At 71.3% G+C, this 20,366-nt stretch carries 19 protein-coding genes; 9 read left to right on the top strand and 10 right to left on the bottom strand.

Annotation, left to right across the window (positions count from 1 at the left end):
- From FO470_RS03070 to FO470_RS03080, 3 genes are all read left to right on the top strand, one after another.
- Positions 1-1,233 carry an FAD-binding protein gene (locus FO470_RS03070; RefSeq protein ID WP_186291814.1) on the top strand — a complete coding sequence of 411 codons (1,233 nt, stop codon included), beginning with the start codon at positions 1-3 and terminating at the stop codon, positions 1,231-1,233.
- A 3-nt stretch (positions 1,234-1,236) separates the two neighbouring features.
- A complete protein-coding gene (gene glcF, locus FO470_RS03075; protein ID WP_144341439.1) occupies positions 1,237-2,556 on the top strand; it encodes a glycolate oxidase subunit GlcF in 1,320 nt (439 codons plus the stop codon).
- 100 nt (positions 2,557-2,656) lie between these two features.
- Positions 2,657-3,646: an asparaginase gene (locus tag FO470_RS03080; RefSeq protein ID WP_144341440.1), complete on the top strand. Its 990-nt coding sequence runs from the start codon at positions 2,657-2,659 to the stop codon at positions 3,644-3,646.
- An 11-nt stretch (positions 3,647-3,657) separates the two neighbouring features.
- Here FO470_RS03080 and mbfA read toward each other — a convergent pair whose 3' ends face one another.
- The 9 genes from mbfA to rimP all read right to left on the bottom strand — a co-directional run bounded on the left by mbfA (position 3,658) and on the right by rimP (position 15,320).
- Positions 3,658-4,614 (bottom strand): iron exporter MbfA, encoded by a 957-nt coding sequence (gene mbfA, locus FO470_RS03085; protein WP_144341441.1) that lies wholly within the window; start codon positions 4,612-4,614, stop codon positions 3,658-3,660.
- A gap of 172 nt (positions 4,615-4,786) precedes the next feature.
- Positions 4,787-6,943, bottom strand: coding sequence for a polyribonucleotide nucleotidyltransferase (gene pnp, locus FO470_RS03090; protein ID WP_144341442.1), 2,157 nt, complete (start codon positions 6,941-6,943; stop codon positions 4,787-4,789).
- Between the two features lie 240 nt (positions 6,944-7,183).
- Positions 7,184-7,453, bottom strand: a complete 270-nt coding sequence (gene rpsO / locus FO470_RS03095) for a 30S ribosomal protein S15 (RefSeq protein WP_144341443.1) — start codon at positions 7,451-7,453, stop codon at positions 7,184-7,186.
- A 307-nt stretch (positions 7,454-7,760) separates the two neighbouring features.
- Positions 7,761-8,765 (bottom strand): tRNA pseudouridine(55) synthase TruB, encoded by a 1,005-nt coding sequence (truB, locus tag FO470_RS03100; protein WP_144341444.1) that lies wholly within the window; start codon positions 8,763-8,765, stop codon positions 7,761-7,763.
- Complete coding sequence (rbfA, locus tag FO470_RS03105; RefSeq protein ID WP_144341445.1) at positions 8,762-9,187, bottom strand: 30S ribosome-binding factor RbfA; 426 nt, start codon at positions 9,185-9,187, stop codon at positions 8,762-8,764. The genes truB and rbfA overlap by 4 nt, the downstream gene beginning before the upstream one ends.
- A gap of 156 nt (positions 9,188-9,343) precedes the next feature.
- Positions 9,344-12,085: a translation initiation factor IF-2 gene (gene infB / locus FO470_RS03110; RefSeq protein WP_144341446.1), complete on the bottom strand. Its 2,742-nt coding sequence runs from the start codon at positions 12,083-12,085 to the stop codon at positions 9,344-9,346.
- Positions 12,086-12,151: 66 nt separating this feature from the next.
- A complete protein-coding gene (locus FO470_RS03115; RefSeq protein ID WP_244616831.1) occupies positions 12,152-12,841 on the bottom strand; it encodes an RNA-binding protein in 690 nt (229 codons plus the stop codon).
- Positions 12,842-12,887: 46 nt separating this feature from the next.
- Positions 12,888-14,501 carry a transcription termination factor NusA gene (nusA, locus tag FO470_RS03120; protein WP_144341448.1) on the bottom strand — a complete coding sequence of 538 codons (1,614 nt, stop codon included), beginning with the start codon at positions 14,499-14,501 and terminating at the stop codon, positions 12,888-12,890.
- 12 nt (positions 14,502-14,513) lie between these two features.
- Positions 14,514-15,320, bottom strand: coding sequence for a ribosome maturation factor RimP (rimP, locus tag FO470_RS03125; protein WP_144341449.1), 807 nt, complete (start codon positions 15,318-15,320; stop codon positions 14,514-14,516).
- A gap of 235 nt (positions 15,321-15,555) precedes the next feature.
- Between rimP and FO470_RS03130 the strand changes: the two genes are divergently transcribed.
- Both FO470_RS03130 and FO470_RS03135 read left to right on the top strand, forming a co-directional pair.
- Positions 15,556-16,464: a 4-(cytidine 5'-diphospho)-2-C-methyl-D-erythritol kinase gene (locus FO470_RS03130; RefSeq protein ID WP_144341450.1), complete on the top strand. Its 909-nt coding sequence runs from the start codon at positions 15,556-15,558 to the stop codon at positions 16,462-16,464.
- An 8-nt stretch (positions 16,465-16,472) separates the two neighbouring features.
- Positions 16,473-16,796: a YnfA family protein gene (locus FO470_RS03135; RefSeq protein WP_144341451.1), complete on the top strand. Its 324-nt coding sequence runs from the start codon at positions 16,473-16,475 to the stop codon at positions 16,794-16,796.
- A gap of 19 nt (positions 16,797-16,815) precedes the next feature.
- Here the strand turns inward: FO470_RS03135 and FO470_RS03140 are convergent, their stop codons facing one another.
- A complete protein-coding gene (locus tag FO470_RS03140; protein ID WP_186291815.1) occupies positions 16,816-17,838 on the bottom strand; it encodes a polyprenyl synthetase family protein in 1,023 nt (340 codons plus the stop codon).
- Between the two features lie 185 nt (positions 17,839-18,023).
- Between FO470_RS03140 and FO470_RS03145 the strand changes: the two genes are divergently transcribed.
- From FO470_RS03145 to FO470_RS03160, 4 genes are all read left to right on the top strand, one after another.
- Positions 18,024-18,248: a putative signal transducing protein gene (locus tag FO470_RS03145; protein WP_144341452.1), complete on the top strand. Its 225-nt coding sequence runs from the start codon at positions 18,024-18,026 to the stop codon at positions 18,246-18,248.
- 11 nt (positions 18,249-18,259) lie between these two features.
- A complete protein-coding gene (locus tag FO470_RS03150) occupies positions 18,260-19,063 on the top strand; it encodes a tRNA1(Val) (adenine(37)-N6)-methyltransferase (RefSeq protein ID WP_246659454.1) in 804 nt (267 codons plus the stop codon).
- Positions 19,064-19,131: 68 nt separating this feature from the next.
- The gene (locus FO470_RS03155) at positions 19,132-20,040 is read left to right on the top strand and encodes a S49 family peptidase (protein WP_144341454.1); all 909 of its coding nucleotides are present in this window, start codon (positions 19,132-19,134) and stop codon (positions 20,038-20,040) included.
- Between the two features lie 50 nt (positions 20,041-20,090).
- Positions 20,091-20,285 (top strand): hypothetical protein, encoded by a 195-nt coding sequence (locus FO470_RS03160; RefSeq protein ID WP_144341455.1) that lies wholly within the window; start codon positions 20,091-20,093, stop codon positions 20,283-20,285.
- Positions 20,286-20,366 lie beyond the last annotated feature (81 nt).

Raw genomic sequence — 20,366 nt, forward strand, 5'->3', positions numbered from 1 at the left:
ATGAGCGAGAGGCTGTGTCCGCGCGACGAGGCCGATGTGGTCGAGGCCGTGCGCTGGGCCGTTTCCAACGAGCGCACGCTGGATGTGGCGGGCTCCGGCTCCAAGGCGGCGCTCGGCCGGCACATCCAGACCGACGTCACGCTGGAGCTGAAGGGCCTCTCGGGCGTCACGCTCTACGAGCCGGAGGAACTGGTGCTGAGCGCCCGCGCCGGCACGCCGGTGGCGCAGATCGAGGCGCTGGTCGCCGACGCCAAGCAGATGATGGCCTTCGAGCCGATGGATTTCGGCCCGCTGCTGGGCCTGCCGGCGGGCGGCGGCACGCTGGGCGGGCTGATGGCCTGCAACCTCGCCGGCCCCCGCCGGCCGAGCGCCGGCGCGGCGCGCGACCATGCGCTGGGCATCCGGGCCGTCTCCGGCCGGGGCGAGGCGTTCAAGGCGGGCGGGCGCGTGGTGAAGAACGTCACCGGCTACGACCTGCCGCGCGGCCTTGCCGGCTCCTACGGCACCTTCGCCGCCTTCACCGAATTGACCATCAAGGTGCTGCCGCGCCCCGAGACGGTGGAGACGCTGCTGGTGCTCGGCCTCGATGACGCCGCCGCGGCGAGCGTGATGAGCGGGGCGGTCGGCTCCTATTACGACGTCTCCGGCGCCGCCCATGTGCCGGCCGACGTCGCCGCGCGCATTCCCGTGGTGGCGGGCGCGGGGCGCAGCGTCACGGCGCTGCGGCTGGAGGGCGTGAAGCCCTCGATCCTGCACCGGCGCGGCAAGCTGGAAGAGATGCTGCGCGCGCGCGGCGCCCTGTCCTTCCTCGACGCGGACGGCTCGCACGCCTTCTGGCGCGCCATGCGCGACGTCCTGCCCTTCGCGCTCGCCGAGGGCGGCAATGTCGATACGGCGAAGGCGGTGTGGCGCGTCTCGGTGGCGCCCATGGCCGGCGCGTCCATCGGCGCGGCGCTGCGCGAGGCGGGGGCGATGAGCTTCTACGACTGGACCGGCGGCCTGGTCTGGATCGAGATGGCCGATGCCGAGCCGCATACGCGGCGCGTGCGCGAGGCGGTGGCGCAGGCGGGCGGCGGCCACGCGACGCTGATCCGTGCCTCCGCCCCGGTCCGCGCGGCCGAGGAGGTGTTCCAGCCGCTCGACGCCATCACCGGCGCGCTGGTGAAGCGGATGAAGAGCGGTTTCGATCCCGGGCGGGTGCTGAGCCCCGGGCGCATGTACGCGGGAGTATAGGCGATGCAGACGAATTTCTCCCTGGCGCAGCTCGCCGACCCGCAGACCGCCCGCTCCGAACAGGTGCTGCGCGCGTGCGTGCATTGCGGCTTCTGCACCGCCACCTGTCCGACCTATGTGCTGCTGGGCGACGAGCTCGACAGCCCGCGCGGGCGCATCTACCTGATCAAGGACATGCTGGAGAACGACCGGCCGGCCACCGCCGAGGTGGCCAAGCATGTTGACCGCTGCCTCTCCTGCCTCTCCTGCATGAGCACCTGCCCCTCGGGCGTGCACTACATGCACCTGATCGACCATGCGCGCGATCACGTCGAGAAGACCTATCACCGCCCGCTGATGGACAAGCTGACCCGCGCGCTGCTGGCGCGGGTGCTGCCGAGCCGGCGGCTGTTCCGCCTCGCCATCAGCGGCGCGATGCTCGCCCGCCCCTTCGCCGGCCTGTTCGACGCCGTGCCGGGGCTGAAGCCGATCGCCGCCATGCTGCGCCTCGCGCCCGCCCGCCCGGCGTCGCGCTCGGCCAGCGAGGATGTGCGCCGCTTCGCGCCGCAGGGCGTCCGCCGCGCCCGCGTCGCCCTGCTCGACGGCTGCGCCCAGCCGGTGCTGCGGCCGGAGATCGACGAGGCGGCGATCCGGCTGATGACCCGCATGGGGGTGGAGATCGTGCGCCCCGCGGGCGGGGGCTGCTGCGGCTCGCTCACCCACCACATGGGCAAGGAGGACCTCGCGCTGGCCAATGCCCGCGCCAATGTCGACGCCTGGTGGCGCGAGATCGAGGGCGAAGGGCTGGACGCCATCATCGTCACCACCTCCGGCTGCGGCACGACGATCAAGGATTACGGCCACATGCTGCGCACCGACCCGGCCTATGCCGAGCGGGCGGCGAAGGTGTCGGCGCTGGCCAAGGACGTCAGCGAATTCCTCTCCGAGCACGAGCTGCCCACGCCGGTGATCCCGGCGGGCATCCGCGTCGCCTATCACTCGGCCTGCTCGCTCCAGCACGGCCAGAAGGTGCGCGTGGCGCCGAAGGCGCTGCTCGCCAAGGCCGGCTTCACCGTGCTGGAGCCGGCGGAAGGGCACCTGTGCTGCGGCTCGGCCGGCACCTACAACATCCTGCAGCCGGAGATCGCCGCGAAGCTGCGCGAGCGCAAGGTCGCCAATATCGAGCGGACGCTGCCGCAGATCGTCGCCGCCGGCAATATCGGCTGCATGACGCAGATCGGCGGCGGCACCGCCCTGCCGGTGGTGCACACGGTGGAGCTGCTGGACTGGGCGACCGGCGGGCCGCGGCCGGCGCAGATCGACGCGCTGCGGATCGCCGCCTGACGCGGCAACCGGACCGAAAGGCCGACTGACGGGCAGGGCGGGCGCGGCTATCATTGCCGCGCCGCGCCTCCTCGCGGGGCCTCGCCCAGGGATCTGCCTCATGTCGCGTCCGCGCCTTCTCGTCCTGTCGCTCGGCGGCACCATCACCATGACCGCCTCCGCCGCCGGCGGCATCACCCCGACGCTGGGCGCGGCCGATCTGGTGGCGGCGGTGCCGGGGCTGGAGGCGGTGGCCGAGATCGAGGCGCGCTCGCCGCTGAAGGTCGGCAGCGTCTCGCTGACGCCCGAGAACATCGCCGAGGTGGCGCAGGACATCCGCACCGCCTTCGACGCGGGCTTCGACGGGGCCGTGGTCATACAGGGCACCGATACGATCGAGGAGACCGCCTTCATCCTCGACCTGCTGGTGCGCGACGAGCGCCCGGTGGTGGTGACCGGCGCCATGCGCGGGGCGCAGCAGCCGGGCGCCGACGGGCCGGCGAACCTTCTCTCCGCCGCCCTCGTCGCCGCCAACGACGCCGCGCGGGGGCTGGGCACGCTCGTGGTGCTGAACGACGAGATCCATGCGGCGCGCTTCGCGCGCAAGGCGCATACCGCGCTTGCCTCCGCCTTCATCTCCGATACGGGCGGCCCGCTGGGGCTGGTGGCGGAAGGGCAGGCGCGGATCCTCGCCCGCGTGGCGCCTTCCCCCATGCCGGCCCTCGCTGCCGCGCCGGGCGGGCTGCCGGCGGTTGCACTGATCAAGATCGCCATGGGCGATGACGGACGGCTGCTGCGGGCGGTGCCCGATCTCGGCTTCGCCGGCCTTGTCATCGAGGGCGCGGGGGCGGGGCATGTGCCCGGCGCCATCGCCGGGGCGGTCGGCGAGGTCGCGGCGCGGCTGCCGGTGCTGCTGGCGAGCCGCACGCTGGCCGGGCCGGCGTTCGAGCGTACCTACGGCTATCCTGGCTCGGAGATCGACCTGATCGGGCGCGGCGTCATCCCGGCGGGGCTGCTGAACGGCCTGAAGGCGCGGCTGCTGCTCGCCTTCGCGCTGCGTGCGGGATGGGAGCCGGAGACGATCCGCGCCGCCATCGCCGCCTATGGCTGAGCCCGCGCGGCTCAGGAACTGCCGATGAAGATGCCGGTGGCGAGCACCAGGATGCCGCCCAGCACCACCTGCACGATGGCCGAGGTGAACGGCGTCTCCATGTAGTGGGTGCGGATATAGGCAATGGCGGCGAGCTCGAAGGCGACCACCACGCCGGCGACCGCCGTGGCGGTCCAGAAATCCGGGATCAGATAGGGCAGGGTGTGGCCGAGGCCGCCCAGCGTGGTCATCACGCCGCAGGCGATGCCGCGCGGCCACGGGCTGCCGCGGCCGGTGATCGCGCCGTCGTCCGACAGGCCCTCGGTGAGGCCCATGGAGATGCCCGCCCCGATCGAGGCGGCGAGGCCGACCAGGAAGGCGGCCCAGCTGTCCTGCGTGGCGAAGGCAGCGGCGAAGATCGGCGCCAGCGTCGAGATCGAGCCGTCGATGAGGCCGGCGAGGCCGGGCTGGACGATCTGCAGCACGAAGATGCGGTGGGCGGTGGCTTCCTCCGATTCCTTCTCGCCGCTGGTCTCGATCCGCCCGCCGAGCTCCTGCGCCAGCGTCTCGTGCGCGCTTTCCGCCTCGGCGAGGTCGGCGAGCAGCCGGCGCGTATCGGCGTCGCGGGCGCGCTCGGCGGCCTTCACGTAGAACTGCTGCGCCTCGTACTCCATCATCTCCGCCTGCCGGCGCACCGCGTCGATGCGCAGCGTTTCCAGCAGCCAGAGCGGGTTGCGCTTGAGGAAGCCCTTCACGTCCTGCCGGGTGATGTAGGGCAGCTCGCCACCAAACTTGCGGCGGTAGAGCTCGTGCAGCGCGTGGCGGTGGCCGTGCTCCTCCTCCGCCATGCGCTCGAACATCGCCGCCGTCGCGGGGTAGTCGGCCTTCAGCCGCGCGGCGTATTGGAGGTAGATGCGCGCATCCTCCTCCTCGTTGGAGATGGCGAGGCCGAGAATCTCGGCCTCGGTGAGGTCGTCGAAGCGCTTCATCGAGGATGTCCGGAATTCAGATTAGAACTAATCTAATCTGATGCCCCGAAGCTGTCGATCCGCTGACAGTCACGGCCGCCATGCGTGCGGCGAATGGCGCGGCGTCGCCCGGCGCAAATGAAACGGGGCGCCCGAAGGCGCCCCGTCGACAATCCTGGGAGGATGCGGCCGATCACTCGGCGGCGCCGGCCTCGGGCTCGTCGCCCTTGCCCTTGGCCTCGAGGTCCTCGCCGGTCTCCTGGTCGACGACCTTCATCGACAGGCGGGTCTTGCCGCGCTCGTCGAAGCCGAGCAGCTTCACCTTCACCTTGTCGCCTTCCTTGACGACGTCGGAGGGCTTGGCCACGCGCTCCTTGGCGAGCTGCGAGACGTGCACGAGGCCGTCCTTGGCGCCGAAGAAGTTCACGAAGGCGCCGAAGTCCACGACCTTGACAACCGTGCCCTCGTAGATGTGGCCGACTTCCGGCTCGGAAGCGATGGACTTGATCCAGTTCAGCGCCGCCTTGATCGACTCGCCCGAGGCGGAGGCGACCTTCACGGTGCCGTCGTCCTCGATGTTGATCTTGGCGCCGGTCTTCTCGACGATCTCGCGGATCACCTTGCCGCCCGAACCGATCACTTCGCGGATCTTGTCGACCGGGATCTGGATCACCTCGATGCGCGGGGCGTGCTCGCCGAGCTCGCTGCGGGCGCCGGTGAGCGCCTTGGCCATCTCGCCGAGAATGTGCGCGCGGCCATCCTTCGCCTGGCCGAGGGCGACCTTCATGATCTCCTCGGTGATGCCGGCGATCTTGATGTCCATCTGCAGGGCGGTGACGCCCTTGTCGGTGCCGGCGACCTTGAAGTCCATGTCGCCGAGGTGGTCCTCGTCGCCGAGGATGTCGGAGAGCACGGCGAACTTCTCACCCTCGAGGATGAGGCCCATGGCGATGCCGGCCACCGGGCGGCGCATCGGCACGCCGGCGTCCATCAAAGCGAGCGAGGTGCCGCAGACGGTCGCCATGGAGGAGGAGCCGTTCGACTCCAGGATCTCCGAGACGGCGCGCAGCGTGTAGGGGAACTCGTGCGCGGGCGGCAGGATCGGGCGGATGGCGCGCCAGGCGAGCTTGCCGTGGCCGATCTCGCGACGGCCGGGGGAGCCCATGCGGCCGGTCTCGCCGACCGAGAAGGGAGGGAAGTTGTAGTGCAGCAGGAAGCGCTCCTTGTAGGTGCCTTCCAGGCTGTCGATGAACTGCTCGTCCTCGCCGGTGCCGAGGGTGGCGACCACGAGGGCCTGCGTCTCGCCGCGGGTGAACAGCGCCGAGCCGTGGGCGCGCGGCAGCACGCCGACCTCGGAGACGATCGGACGGACGGTCTTGGTGTCGCGGCCGTCGATGCGCACGCCGTCGTCGAGGATGGTCCAGCGGACGATCTTGGCTTCGAGCTCCTTGAGCACCTCGCTCAGGGTCTGGCCCTCGGGAACCGCCTGGCCTTCCGCCGCCAGGGCGGCGTAGTGCGCCTTGGCCTTGGCCTTGGCGGCGTCGACCGCGGCGTAGCGGTCCTGCTTGCGGGCGATCTTGTAGGCGGCGCGCAGGTCGGCCTCGATCAGGCCGCGCAGCTCGGCCTCAAGCGCCGAATGGTCGGGAGCGGCGAACTCGCGCGGCTCCTTGGCGGCCTTCTCCGCGAGGCGGATGATGGCGTCGATCACCGGCTGGAAGTGGCGGTGGCCGAACATGACCGCGCCGAGCATCACTTCCTCGGACAGTTCCTTGGCCTCGGACTCGACCATCAGCACGGCGTCGGCGGTGCCGGCGACCACGAGGTCGAGCGCCGATTCCTTCACTTCGTCGACGGTCGGGTTCAGCACGTACTCATTGTCGATGAAGCCGACGCGGGCGCCGCCGATCGGGCCCATGAAGGGCACGCCGGAGAGCGTGAGGGCGGCGGAGGCGGCGACCATGGAGACGACGTCGGGATCGTTCTCGAGGTCGTGCGACAGCACGGTGATGACGACCTGGGTGTCGTTCTTGTAGCCCTCGGCGAAGAGCGGGCGGATCGGGCGGTCGATCAGGCGGGAGACCAGCGTCTCCTTCTCGCTCGGACGGCCCTCGCGCTTGAAGTAGCCGCCGGGGATGCGGCCGGCCGCGTAGGCCTTTTCCTGGTAGTTGACGGTGAGCGGGAAGAAGTCCTGCCCGGGCTTCGGCGCCTTGGCGGAAACGGCGGTGGCGAGCACGGTGGTGTCGCCATAGGTCGCGAGCACGGCGCCGTCGGCCTGACGCGCCATGCGGCCGGTCTCGAGGACGAGCGTGCGCCCGCCCCAATCGAGTTCCTCGCGGTGAATATCGAACATGTCTGTCTCTGGCTTTCCGAAGCGGGAGCCATGGGCAAGACGGCGAGAGGCTCGGATGCGTCCCATCGGGACGGATGTTCAAGCCTCCGGCGATCCTGCCATGGCGCGCCGCTTCTCATCGGTCGCGGCGAGCCCCATGCCCGCCGCCTTGCGGATGTCGGCACCGCGGACCATCCGCCGGCGCCGTCTTTCAAAGAGCGCGAGGCCCGCACGGTCGCCGTGCGAGCCTCGCGGGATGCGTCAGCGGCGGATGCCCAGCCGCTCGATCAGGGACTTGTAGCGCCCTTCCTCGGTCTTCTTGAGATAGTCGAGGAGGCCGCGGCGCTGGGACACCAGCTTGAGAAGGCCGCGACGGGAATGGTTGTCCTTGCCGTGGCTCTTGAAATGCTGGGTGAGGTTCACGATGCGCTCGGTGAGGATCGCGACCTGCACTTCCGCCGAACCGGTGTCGCCCGGCTTGGTGGCGTATTCCTTGATGAGCACCTGCTTGCGCTCGGCAGTGATCGACATCGGTAAGTCCTTTCGTCATGACGTCGGTGGATGGCGGCGCGTCCGGGTCGGGCCTGTCGAGGCCGTCGGGAGAGCGCTTCGCCGGTTCCGCAGTTCGGCCGGGCCGGGATGTCGTCCAGCGCGGTCAAATAGCTGCGGGTCGCGCGGACACAGGTCCGCAACGCGGCCGCAACATACACGAAAACGCCAGTCTGGCTAGCGGCACGTGCGCGGGCCCGGCCGGGGCGCGGGGGCGGAAGAGCCGTCGGCGGCCGGGACGTGCTCGGCCCTGACGGCTTCTCCCGGCCCGAGGCGACCGGCGGCCAACTCACTTGCCCGAATGGAAGATCCGCTTCGGGTGGATTTCACCGGCCTCCGCCTCGCCGAGCGCGACCAGCCGGCCGCCGGCGGTGATGGCGACGGGGCCTTCCAGGATCGGCGCGTCGCGGCCGCGCAGGATGATCGGCTGGCCATGGGCGAGGCGGGAGGCCTCGGCCGGCGAGACGCGCAGCGCGGGCAGGCTGTCGAGCCCGATCTCGACCGGGCGCAGCGCCTGCATGGGAGCGGCGTCGTCCATCGCCTCGGACATCTCGCGCAGCCGCGCCAGCGGGATCAGCTCCTCCTCGGCGAAGGTGCCGACGCGGGTCCGGCGCAGGGCCGAGATATGCCCGCGGGTGCCGAGCGCGCGGCCGAAATCGCGAGCCAGCGAGCGCACATAGGTGCCCTTGCCGCACTCGGCCTCGAAGACCGCGTGGTCGGCGTCGGGCTGCTCGATCAGCTCCAGCGAATGGATGACGACGGTGCGGGCGGCGAGCTGCACCTCCACGCCGTCGCGGGCGAGGTCATAGGCGCGCTCGCCGTTGATCTTGAGCGCCGAGAAGGCGGGCGGGACCTGCTCGATCTCGCCGCGGAAATCCTCCAGTACGGCGAGGATCGCCTCGCGCGCCGGGCGCAGCTCGGAGGTGACGACCGCCTGCCCCTCGCTGTCGTCGGTGTCGGTCTCGATGCCCCAGCGCACGGTGAAGCGGTAGACCTTGCGCCCGTCCATGACGAAGGGGACGGTCTTGGTGGCCTCGCCCAGTGCGATCGGCAGGCAGCCGGAGGCGAGCGGGTCGAGCGTGCCGGCATGGCCGGCCTTCTTGGCCGAGAACAGCCATTTGACCGCGCCGACCGCCTGGGTCGAGGTCATGCCGACCGGCTTGTCGAGCAGCACCCAGCCGTCAATGTCGCGCTTGGGGCGGCGCTTCTTCGGCGCCTCGGCGGCGGGGACCGCATCGGATGGCGCGGCGTCGGTCTGCGCGGCGTGGAATTGCGTGGCGAGCGGGGCGTTCATTCCTCGTCCTCTTGCCTGTCGTTGTCGTCCTGTCCGTCGAGATCGCGCTGCACCTGCGGCGAGCGCAGCAGCGCGTCGATGCGCGCGCCTTCCTCGAAGGAGGTGTCGATGCGGAAGCGCAGCTCGGGGACGAACTTCAGCTCGACCCGGCGGCCGATCTCGCCGCGCAGCGGCTTGGCGTTGGTCGCCAGCGCGTCGATGGCCGCCTTCGGGTCCTTGCCGCCGAGCGGCATGACGTAGCAGGTGGCGATCTTCAGGTCGGGGCTCATGCGCACTTCGGGGACGGTGATGATCACCCGCGAGAGCGCCGGATCGGGCAGGTCGCCCCGCGCGAGAATCTCGGCGAGGGCGTGGCGCACCAGTTCGCCCACGCGCAACTGGCGCTGGCTCGGGCCGGAACCCGAGCTCGCTTTGTTCTTCATGATGCACAAACCTTCAGGGCCTCCGCCCGCGAACCGCAGGCGGGGAAGCCGGCTTCGACCGGAGCGCGCGGGCTTGGACCGCTCGCCCCCGTGGATGTTCTGCGCCGAGGGCGCGGCCGCTCCCCGCGTGCGGGAAGCGGCGAAGGGAGGCTGTCATCAGAGCGTGCGCTGCACGACCTCGACGCGGTAGCACTCGATGACGTCGCCGGCGCGCATGTCCTGGTAGTTCTCGAAGGACATGCCGCATTCCTGGCCGGCCTGCACCACGTTGACCGCATCCTTGAAGCGGTTGAGCGTGGCGAGCTTGCCCTCGTGGATCACGACGTTGTCGCGGATCAGGCGGACATGCTGGCCGCGCTCGACGGTGCCGTCGGTGACGAGGCAGCCGGCCACCTTGCCCACCTTGGAGACCGCGAAGATCTCCTTGATGAGAGCGTTGCCGAGCATGGTCTCGCGGTTGACCGGGGCGAGCAGGCCGCCCATCGCCGCCTTCACGTCGTCCACGAGGTCGTAGATGATGTTGTAGTAGCGGATTTCGATGCCGGCACGCTCGGCCGCGTCGCGCGCTTCCTTGTTGGCGCGCACGTTGAACGCGATGATCGCCGCGCCGGCCGTCTCGGCCAGCGTCACGTCGCTCTCGTTCACGCCGCCCGCGCCGGAGTGGATGATGCGGGCCTGCACCTCGTCGGTGCCGAGCTTCTCCAGCGAGGAGATGATCGCCTCGACCGAGCCGGACACGTCGCCCTTGATGATGAGCGGGAATTCCTTCCGGCCGGCCGTCTTGGCCTGGCTCATCATCTGTTCCAGCGAACCGCGGACGGTGGCGGAGCGGGCCGCCGCCTTCTCGCGCTTCTGGCGCTGGCGGTAGTCGGTGATCTCGCGGGCGCGGGCTTCGCTCTCGACCACGGCGAGGCGGTCGCCCGCCTCGGGGGTGCCGTTGAAGCCGAGCACCTCGACCGGGAAGGACGGCCCGGCGGCGGCGACGTTGGCGCCCTTGTCGTCGATCAGCGCGCGCACGCGGCCGAGCTCGGCGCCGGCCACCACGATGTCGCCGACCCGCAGCGTGCCGCGCTGCACGAGCACGGTGGCGACGGGACCGCGGCCGCGGTCGAGCTTGGCCTCGATGACGGTGCCTTCCGCGTCGCGGTTGGGGTTCGCCTTGAGGTCGAGCACTTCCGCCTGCAGGCTGATCGCCTCCAGCAGCTTGTCGAGATTGGTCTGGGCCTTGGCCGAGACCTCGACTTCGAGCGTGTCGCCGCCGAGGCTTTCGACCTGCACCTCGTGCTGGAGCAGCTCGGTGCGCACGCGCTCGGGCTTGGCGTCGGGCTTGTCGATCTTGTTGATCGCCACGATGAGCGGCACCTTGGCCGCGCGGGCGTGATTGATGGCCTCGACCGTCTGCGGCATCACGCCGTCATCGGCCGCCACCACCAGCACCACGATGTCCGTCACCTTGGCGCCGCGGGCGCGCATCGCCGTGAAGGCGGCGTGGCCGGGCGTGTCGATGAAGGTGATCTTGCCGCCGAGCGGCGAGGTCACCTGATAGGCGCCGATGTGCTGGGTGATGCCGCCGGCTTCGCCGGAGACCACGTTGGCCTTGCGGATGGCGTCGAGCAGCGAGGTCTTGCCGTGGTCGACATGGCCCATGATGGTCACGACCGGCGGACGCGGCTCCAGATCCTCGGCGGTGTCGACCGTATCGAACAGGCCTTCCTCGACGTCGGATTCGGCGACGCGGCGCACGGTGTGGCCGAGTTCCTCGGCGATGAGCTGGGCGGTGTCGGCGTCGATCACGTCGGTGATCTTCACCATCTGGCCCTGCTTCATCAGCAGGCGAATGACGTCCACCGCGCGCTCGGCCATGCGGTTGGCGAGCTCCTGGATGGAGATCGTCTCCGGGACCGTGACCTCGCGGGCGATCTTTTCCTTCGCCTCCACCTGACGGTGGCCGCTCATGCGCTGGGTGCGGCGACGGAACGAGGCGACCGAACGCTGGCGCTCGTCTTCGCTGGACTGGGCGGTGACGACGGTCAGGCGGCCGCGGCTCTTCTCGGCGCCGGCCGGCGTACGGGTCGGCTTGGGCGGCGTCACGGGGCGCGCGGGCGCGCCGCCGGGACCGCGGCGGACGGGACGACGATCGTCGTCCTCGCCGTCCATGGTCTGGGTGCGCGGGGTGGCAACACGCGGCGCGCCGACTTCCGGACGCGGCGCGGCGGCCGGGTTGGAGGGCTGGGCGGCGCGGGGCGCGGGAGCGCTCGCGGAGGGAGCGGCGGCCGGGGCCGGGGCATCCTCGCCGAAGCGCTTGCGCGCCTCCTGCTCGGACTTGCGCTTGGCCTCCTCCTCGAAGGCGCGGCGGGCCTCTTCCTCGCGCTTGCGGGCCTCGGCGGCCTCGCGCTCGACCTTCTCGCGCGCCTCGCGCTCGGCGCGGCGGCGGGCCTCTTCCTCGGCGATGCGGCGTTCCTCGACCTCACGGATGCGGGCATCCTGCAGGGCGGCGGCGCGGGCGCGCGCCTCCTCCTCGGTCAGGGTGCGCAGCACCACGCCGCCGGGACGGTTGCCCTGCGGGGCCGGGCGCGGACCGGAGGTGTTGGCGCCCGGCGCGGGCTGCGTGCGCAGCGGCGGGCGGCCGGAGGGCTGGGTCTGTGCGGGGCGCGGCGCCTGCTGGCCGGCCGGAGCGGATGCCGGCGGCGAGGCGGGCGCGGCGGCCGGCGCATCGGGCTTCTCGCCCGGGCCGAGCACACGGCGCTTCACCTTCTCCACCACGACGGACTTGGACCGTCCGTGGCTGAAGCTCTGGCGGACGACGCCCTGCTCGACAGGTCGCTTGAGCGTGAGGGTGGTCTTGCCGCCCTGTCCAACGCCCATCGTCTTCTCGCCGGGGTTCTTCGTATCGGTCATTCGGTATCCGTTCCTGTACCTCCCCGCCTCATCGCGGGAAGGTGCCACTTCCGTCCGCCAGCCTGCTTATTCCGCACGCCAGCCTTCGAGCTTTTTCATACGCGCGAGGAACCCCGCGCTCGTCGGATGCGCGAGCAGCGCAGCATGTACCACATTTGCCCGCCCAAGCGCCAAGTCCAATTGCACGCCGAACAGACCATCGACGCGGGCGATCTCGCGACCGGCCGCCTCGCCGATGCGCCGCGCCAGCGCGTCGAGCTTGGCCACCCCGTCCGGAGCGGCGTCGCCCGCATGCACGAGCACGGCAACCTTCCCGCCCTGCAACGCCTCGATGACCTTGGCGTTGCCGGCCACGACCTGCCCCGCCTTGTTGGCCAGGGCGAGCGCGCCGAGCGCATCCTTCTCCAGGAGCTGCCCGACCAGCTCGGGCAGCGCCGGATCGGCGCGGCCCTTGCCGCGGAACGCGCGCCCGAAGGCCTTCTTCTTCAGCGCCTCGGCAAGCACCGAGCGCTTCGCGGTCACCCAGGCGCCCCGTCCGGGGAGCCGGGCATGGAGGTCCGGCACCACGCTGCCGTCCGGCGCCACCACGAAACGCAGCAGCTCGTCGACCGGCTTCACCGTCCGGCTGGCGATGCACTGCCGCGCGACCGCGTGGCGGGCATCGGGAAGCCCCGCATCGGTGAGCCCGGCGTCGGTCTCGTCGGCCCCATCGGCGCCGGCGGGCGCCGCCGCGGTGAGTGCCGTCTCGTCCTGCACCGGTCCCAGCTCCTCGTCACCTCTCCGCTTGCGAGGCCAGGGCCGTTCAGCCCTGCGCCTCGTCGGCGGGAGTCTCTTCCGCCTCGGCCTCGGCGGGGCCGGCGAGTTCTTCCTCGCTGATCCAGCCGGCCTTCACGCGGGCCTGCATGATCAGCGCCTCGGCGTCCTCGCGGGACACGTCGAAACCGTCCAGCGCGCCGGAGACGCGGATGACCTCGCCGTCCTTGCGCTCGGTCCAGCCGGTGAGGTCGTCGGTCGCGCAGCCGGCGAGGTCCTCGACCGTCTTGATGTCGTGCTCGCCGAACGCCACCAGCATGGGCGAGGTGACGCCCGGCACGTCGCGCAGCGCGTCCTCGACGCCGAGCTCCTTGCGGCGGGCGTCGAGATCGGCCTCGACCTGGGCCAGATGCGCCAGAGCGCGGTTCTGCAGCTCCTGCGCCGTGTCCTCGTCGAAGCCCTCGATGCTCGCGAGCTCGTTGAGCGGCACATAGGCGATTTCCTCGACCGAGGCGAAGCCTTCGGAGGCGAGGAGCTGGCCCATCATCTCGTCGAGGTCGAGAGCCTCGGCGAACATCTTGGTGCGTTCGGCGAATTCCTTCTGCCGCCGCTCGCTTTCCTCGGCCTCGGTCATGATATCGATGTCCCAGCCGGTGAGCTGGGAGGCGAGGCGCACGTTCTGGCCGCGGCGGCCGATCGCCAGGCTTAGTTGGGCATCCGGCACCACGACTTCAATACGCTCGCGATCCTCGTCGAGCACGACCTTGACGACTTCCGCCGGGGCCAGCGCGTTGACGATGAAGGTGGCGACGTCCTGCGACCACGGAATGATGTCGATCTTCTCGCCCTGCAGCTCGTTCACCACGGCCTGCACGCGCGAGCCGCGCATGCCGACGCAGGCGCCGACCGGGTCGACCGAGGAATCGCGCGAGGTCACGGCGATCTTGGCGCGCGAGCCGGGGTCGCGGGCGACCGCCTTGATCTCGACGATGCCGTCATAGATTTCCGGCACTTCCTGCGCGAACAGCTTCGCCATGAACTGGGGATGGGTGCGCGAGAGGAAGATCTGCGGGCCGCGCTGCTCGCGGCGCACGTCATAGACATAGGCGCGGATGCGGTCGCCGGTCTTGAAGACCTCGCGCGGCAGCAGCTCGTCGCGGCGCAGCGAGGCTTCGCCGCGGCCGAGGTCGACGACCACGTTGCCGTATTCCACGCGCTTGACCGCGCCGTTGACGATCTCGCCGATGCGGTCCTTGTACTCCTCGTACTGACGGTCGCGCTCGGCCTCGCGCACCTTCTGCACGATGACCTGCTTGGCGGACTGGGCGGCGATGCGGCCGAAATCAAAGGGCGGCAGCGTGTCGGCGATGGAATCGCCGACCTGCGCGGCCGGGTTCAGCCGGCGGGCGCCGACGAGGTCGATCTCGACGGCCGGGTTCTCGACCTGGTCCACCACCAGTAGGTGGCGGGCGAGGCGCAGCTCGCCGGTGCGCGGGTTGATCTCGGCATGGATGTCGGTCTCGGCGCCGTAGCGCGAGCGCGCCGCCTTGGCGATCGCATCTTCCATGGCGGCGATGACAATGCTCCGGTCGATCGATTTCTCGCGCGCGACCGCATCGGCGATCTGCAGCAGTTCGAGCCGGTTTGCGCTGACGACAGCCATCAGAGCGTCTCCTTAAAACGTGGATTTACGTTTGGCGTTGGACTTCTTGACCGGCTTGGCGGCGCCCTTCGGCTTGCCCCGGATCGGCATCTTCTTGGGCGGCACGCGGCGGACGGCGCCGCCTTCTTCCGCGCCGCCGGCCTCGTCTTCGTCAAAGGCGACGTCGCCGAGATCGGCGGTATCGATGTCGTCCTCGTCGATCCCCGCGCCCTCGCGCAGAGCCTTGTCGCGGCGCAGGGCCTCGCGGATCAGCGCGTCGGTCATCACGAGGCGGGCCTCGCCGATATCGGCGATGGGCAGGGCGACGGTGTCGGGTGTCTCGGCCGGTGCGTCGGGCAGGCGGACGAGAGCTTCCTCGGCCCGCGTGCCGACGAGGATGCCGCGAAAGCGCTTGCGCCCGTCCACCGGCACGGCCATCTCGACCTTCACGTCATGGCCGGCCCAGCGCTCGAAATCGGTGACGCGCACCAGCGGCCGGTCGATGCCGGGCGACGACATTTCGAGATTGTAGGCGCCGGAGATCGGGTCCTCGACGTCGAGCACCGGCGAGATGGCGCGGCTCGCCGCCTCGCATTCGTCGATGCCGAAGGTGCCGTCGGGGCGCTCGGCCATGATCTGCAGGGTCGGCGGGCTGCCGCCGGCGATCTTCACCCGCACGAGGCGGAAGCCGAGGCCGCCCAGCACCGGGCCAACGATGGCGGCGACGCGGGCGGCCGGGCCCGCCTCGGTCACGAGGCGCGGCTCGTCGAGGCGGCCCGTCTCGAGCTCCGACTTGGGCAGATCGTTCGTTTCGCTGGCGTGGGCTTCGTGTTCGCTCATCGTCCTCGCCGGACCGTCACGCGGTCCGCAATGCAAAAAGAGCGGGCTCCGGCGGCGGAACCCACTCTCAACCGACCAGAAGTCGTTTGTGAGATCGTTGAATGCGCCGCTTATACAGCCAAACCGCCTTCCGGTGCAAGCGAGGGCGCGGGAGGCCCCTCCCGGCGCCCGGTCCGGGCCATTCGTTCGCGGCGGCTTGCTTGCAGGCGGGTCGGCGCCGTCGCATAAGCGCGTCATGTCCGCCGCCCCGCCCAACGCCTCGCCCGCGCACCTGTTCCCGACGCTTGCGCTCGCCGAGCGGGCGCCCGCCAAGGTGAACCTGACCCTGCGCGTGCTCGGCCGGCGGGCGGACGGCTATCACGAATTGTCGAGCCTTGTCGCCTTCGCCGGCACCGGCGACCGGCTCGCGCTGCTGCCGGGGAACGATCTCGCGCTTCACCTCGACGGGCCGGGCGCCGGGGCGCTGGCCGCCGACCCCGACAATCTGGTGCTGCGCGCGGCGCGGGCGCTGGCGGAATGGGTGCCGGGGCTGCGGCTCGGCCGTTTCACCCTTCTCAAGCGGCTGCCGGTGGCGGCGGGGATCGGCGGCGGCTCGGCGGACGCGGCCGCCGCGCTGCGGCTGCTGGCGCGGGCGAACGGGATCGCGGCCGACGATCCGCGCCTGGCCGGGGCGGCGCTCGCCACCGGCTCGGATGTGCCGGCCTGCCTCTATGGGCGCTCCTGCCTGATGGAAGGACGCGGTGAGAGCCTGACGCCGGTCGCCCTGCCGCGCTTCGGCGCGGTGCTGGTCAATCCGGGCGTGCCGGTGTCGACCGCCGATATCTTCCGGGCGCTGGCCATTCCGCCGGGAACCCGCCATGGCGTCACTTCGCCCTTTCCCGCCGGCGCGCCGCGCGGCGCGCTCCTGGACTGGCTGCGCGCCGAGCCGAACGACCTCGAAGCCCCGGCCCGGACCCTCGTTCCGGTGCTCGACGAGGTGGAGGCGGCGCTGCGGGCGACCCCGGGCGCGGAACTCGTGCGTATGTCCGGCTCGGGCGCGACCATGTTCGCGCTCTACGAAAATTGCCGCGTCGCCGCCGGCGCCGCGCGCATCGTCGCTGGCGCCCATCCTGCATGGTGGGTGAAGTCTACCGTGCTGGGATAGGGAGCGAGATGAGCACTGCCTTTTTCTTCGCCGTCGCGGCGTTCTTCGAGATCGCCGGATGCTTCGCCTTCTGGGCGGTGGTGCGCAACGGCGCGAGCGCGCTGTGGCTGGCGCCGGGGGCTCTCAGCCTCGTTGCCTTCGGGGCGGTGCTGACGCAGGTGGACGCGGCCGCGGCGGGGCGAGCCTTCGCCGCCTATGGCGGCGTCTACGTCGCCGCCTCGCTGGTATGGCTGTGGGCGGTGGAGGGCTTTCGTCCCGACCGCTGGGACCTGATGGGCGGGGTGGTGTGCCTTGCCGGCGCGGCCATCGTGGTGTTCGGGCCGCGCGGCTGAGGCGCGCCGGCGCAAAGCCTCACCGCACGCGCGAAATGCAGAAGTCCACCACGTCGATCAGCGCCGCCCTGGCCGGGCCGGCGGGGAAGCCGGCGATGGCCTGCTTGGCGGCCTCGCCATAGGCGCGGGCGCGTTCCACCGTCTCGGCCAGCGCGCCGTGCCGGTCGAGCAGGGCCATGGCGCGCTCGAGGTCGCCCTCGCCGATCGCACCATCCTCGAGGCAGCGGCGCCAGAAGGCCCGCTCCTCCTCGTCGCCGCGCCGGACCGCCAGCACGATGGGCAGGGTGATCTTCCCCTCGCGGAAATCATCGCCGACATTCTTGCCCAGCGCCGCTTTCGAGCCGCCATAGTCGAGCGCGTCGTCGACGAGCTGGAAGGCGATGCCGAGATTCATGCCATAGGCGCGGCAGGCGGCCTGCTCGGCCTCCGGCCGGCCGGCGAGCACCGGCCCGACCTCGCAGGCGGCGGCGAACAGCTCGGCGGTCTTGCCGCGGATGACCGCGAGATAGGCGTCCTCGTCGGTGGCGATGTTCTTGGCGGCGGCGAGCTGGGCGACCTCGCCCTCGGCGATCACCACGGCGGCGGTCGACAGGATGTCCAGCGCCCGCATGTTGCCGACCTCGATCATCATGCGGAACGCCTGGCCGAGCAGGAAGTCGCCGACCAGCACGCTGGCCTCGTTGCCCCACAGCATGCGGGCGGCGAGCTTGCCCCGGCGCATCTCGCTGTCGTCGACGACGTCGTCGTGCAGCAGCGTCGCCGTGTGCATGAACTCGACCGAGGCGGCGAGCTTCACCGCGCCGTCGCCTTCATAGGCGGTGAGCGCGGCGGTGGCGAGGGTGAGCATGGGCCGCAGCCGCTTGCCGCCGGAGGAGATGAGATGCTGCGCGACCTCCGGAATCATCGTCACGTCGGAGCCCGTGCGCGACAGGATCAGCGCGTTGACGCGCTCCATGTCGGCGCGGACGAGCGTGACGATGCCCTCGATGGAGGGCTCGGCGGCGACATCGGCGGCGGGATCGAAAGGCAAAGCAACGGCCACGAGATACGTTCCGGTTGACGAAGCGCGAGCACCATATTGAGCCCCCGGCGGCGACGGCAAGTGCCGAGGCGCATGCCGGGCCCCGACCGGGGGCGCCTCCCGCAATAGCGCAATCGCGGCGTGGGGGAAACGCACCGGAGCGTGCCGGACCTGCGCTTTTGTGCCGATCGTGCCATCATGACCCCATGCGCGAACTCCTCCGCACCAATGACGTCGTGTTGATCTCCGCCGTCGAGGCCCTGCTCGACAGCGCCGGGATCGACCATCTTGTGCTCGACCAGCACATGAGCGTGCTGGAAGGCTCGATCGGCCTGCTGCCGCGCCGGCTGCTGGTCGAGGACGCTCTGTTCGTGCGCGCCCGCGCCCTGCTGAACGAGGCGGGCTTCGGCGCCGCGCTCGTCACCGAATGAGGAGCGCGGGCGTGGAGACGCACGAGGTGCCGGTCTCCGAAGGCGCGGCGGTCGATATTCCTCCCGATGAGGCGCTGACCGACGACGCCTTCCTCGGCGGCCGGCTGTGCCTGCTGCAGCCGCCGCGCGGCCACCGCGCCGGGCACGACGCCATGCTGCTGGCGGCGAGCGCCCCCGCCGACGCCCGCCGCGCCGTCGATCTCGGCGCCGGGGTGGGGGCGGCCGGCCTCGCCTTCGCCGTGCGGGCGGACAAGGCCGAGGTGACGCTGGTCGAGATCGATCCGCCGACCGCCGCCCTGGCCGCGCGCAACGCGGCGCGCCAGCAGCCGGACATCGCGGTGCGGGTGAAGGTGGTGGTGGCCGACATCGCCCGTCTGGGGCGCCCGTCCGGTCCCGAGCGGCCGGCGGCGGGAAGCGCCGACCTGGTGCTGATGAACCCGCCCTTCAACGATCCCGCCCGCCATCGTGCCTCGCCGCATGCCGGGCGGGCGCTGGCGCACAGCGTGGCCGATGCCGATGCCGAGACGTGGCTGCGCGCCGCCGAGCGGCTGCTGGAGGCGGGCGGGCGGCTGGCGCTGATCCACCGGCCGGAAGCCATCGAGGCATTGCTGGCAGCCATGAAGGGGCGTTTCGGTGCCGTGACGATCCGCCCGGTGCATCCGTTGCCGGACGCTCCGGCGAACCGCGTGCTGATCGGCGCCGTCAAGGGGCGGCGCACCCCGCCGGCGCTGCTGCCGGGCCTCGTGCTGTCCGACGGCGCCGGCCGCCCGAGCGAGACGGCCGAGCGCCTGCTGCGGCGTGGCGAGGCGATCTGACGCCGGGGTGATCGCCTTCAGCGCGGGATGCGCTTGAGTGGCCCCGTACCGCACCCTATTTTCAGCCCATGGCAAACTCATCCTTCCTCGCCGGTCTCCGCCGCCGCTTCGATCCCGTCCTGCCCGCCGCCCTGCGTGGGGATACGCCGGTCGTGCCGGTGGTGCGGCTCGTCGGCGCCATCGGCATGTCCACGCCGTTCCGCCCCGGCATCACCTTCGCCAACACCGCCAAGGCGCTGGAGCGCGCTTTCGCGGTGAAGGGCGCCAGGGCGGTGGCGCTGGTGATCAACTCGCCCGGCGGCGCGCCGGCGCAGTCGCACCTCGTCTACAAGCGTATCCGCGCGCTGGCGGAGGAGAAGAAGCTTCCGGTCATCGCCTTCGTGGAGGATGTCGCGGCCTCGGGCGGCTACATGCTTGCCTGCGCCGCCGACGAGATCGTCGCCGACGTCTTCTCGATCGTCGGCTCCATCGGCGTGGTGAGCGCCGGCTTCGGCTTTCCCCGCGCGCTGGAGAAGCTCGGCATCGACCGGCGCGTCTACACCGCCGGCGAGCGCAAGGTGATGCTCGACCCGTTCCAGCCGGAGAAGCCGGAGGATGTGGAGCGGCTGAAGGCGCTGCAGCAGGAGATCCATGCCGCCTTCGCCTCGCTGGTGAAGGAGCGGCGCGGCGACGTGCTGGATGCGGACGAGACGGCGCTGTTCTCCGGCGAATTCTGGTCGGCGCCGCAGGCGCAGGGCCTCGGCCTCGTCGATTCGATCGGCGACCTGCGCGCCTTCCTGCGCGCCCGGTACGGCGACAAGGTGCTGACCCCGCTGATCGAGACCCGGCCCGGCCTGTTCGGCCGCCGCTCGCCCGGGGTGATGGGGATCGGCGGCGACGCGGGAGCCGGGCTTGGTTCCGGCATCGGCGCGGGCGCGGCGGAAACCCTCATTTCCGCCGCAGAGGAACGCGCATTATGGAGCCGCTTCGGGCTCTGAGCGCCCGTTCCGCGAGGCTTCCAACACCCGAGACCATTCGGACACCCGACATGCCGCCCGTCTTCGTGCTTGCCCTCGGCGCCCTCGGCGCCGCCGCCCTGGTGAGGATACTGGCCCGCGAGTCCCGCCGCGTGAACGCTGAGCTCGACGCGCAGCGCCGCGTCGAGGAGGCGACGCAGGGCGACCGCCGCGGCACGCTGCGCCGCGATCCGGCGTCCGGCGAGTACCGGCCGAGCGATTCCTGAACGGGACGCCCGTTCCACACGGCGTCGCGGCTCGAACCGTTCCAAGCTGACGGTCGGGCCCATCATTACCGCGAATTCACT

The organism is Ancylobacter moscoviensis (genome assembly GCF_007559435.1).
Classification (GTDB): domain Bacteria; phylum Pseudomonadota; class Alphaproteobacteria; order Rhizobiales; family Xanthobacteraceae; genus Ancylobacter; species Ancylobacter moscoviensis.

Bases quoted from the DNA above. Each gene is read 5' to 3' on its own strand.
- FO470_RS03070 (WP_186291814.1), top strand. From the start codon at position 1: ATGAGCGAGAGGCTGTGTCCGCGCGACGAGGCCGATGTGGTCGAGGCC.
- glcF (WP_144341439.1), top strand. From the start codon at position 1,237: ATGCAGACGAATTTCTCCCTGGCGCAGCTCGCCGACCCGCAGACCGCC.
- FO470_RS03080 (WP_144341440.1), top strand. From the start codon at position 2,657: ATGTCGCGTCCGCGCCTTCTCGTCCTGTCGCTCGGCGGCACCATCACC.
- mbfA (WP_144341441.1), bottom strand. From the start codon at position 4,614: ATGAAGCGCTTCGACGACCTCACCGAGGCCGAGATTCTCGGCCTCGCC.
- pnp (WP_144341442.1), bottom strand. From the start codon at position 6,943: ATGTTCGATATTCACCGCGAGGAACTCGATTGGGGCGGGCGCACGCTC.
- rpsO (WP_144341443.1), bottom strand. From the start codon at position 7,453: ATGTCGATCACTGCCGAGCGCAAGCAGGTGCTCATCAAGGAATACGCC.
- truB (WP_144341444.1), bottom strand. From the start codon at position 8,765: ATGAACGCCCCGCTCGCCACGCAATTCCACGCCGCGCAGACCGACGCC.
- rbfA (WP_144341445.1), bottom strand. From the start codon at position 9,187: ATGAAGAACAAAGCGAGCTCGGGTTCCGGCCCGAGCCAGCGCCAGTTG.
- infB (WP_144341446.1), bottom strand. From the start codon at position 12,085: ATGACCGATACGAAGAACCCCGGCGAGAAGACGATGGGCGTTGGACAG.
- nusA (WP_144341448.1), bottom strand. From the start codon at position 14,501: ATGGCTGTCGTCAGCGCAAACCGGCTCGAACTGCTGCAGATCGCCGAT.
- rimP (WP_144341449.1), bottom strand. From the start codon at position 15,320: ATGAGCGAACACGAAGCCCACGCCAGCGAAACGAACGATCTGCCCAAG.
- FO470_RS03130 (WP_144341450.1), top strand. From the start codon at position 15,556: ATGTCCGCCGCCCCGCCCAACGCCTCGCCCGCGCACCTGTTCCCGACG.
- FO470_RS03135 (WP_144341451.1), top strand. From the start codon at position 16,473: ATGAGCACTGCCTTTTTCTTCGCCGTCGCGGCGTTCTTCGAGATCGCC.
- FO470_RS03145 (WP_144341452.1), top strand. From the start codon at position 18,024: ATGCGCGAACTCCTCCGCACCAATGACGTCGTGTTGATCTCCGCCGTC.
- FO470_RS03155 (WP_144341454.1), top strand. From the start codon at position 19,132: ATGGCAAACTCATCCTTCCTCGCCGGTCTCCGCCGCCGCTTCGATCCC.
- FO470_RS03160 (WP_144341455.1), top strand. From the start codon at position 20,091: ATGCCGCCCGTCTTCGTGCTTGCCCTCGGCGCCCTCGGCGCCGCCGCC.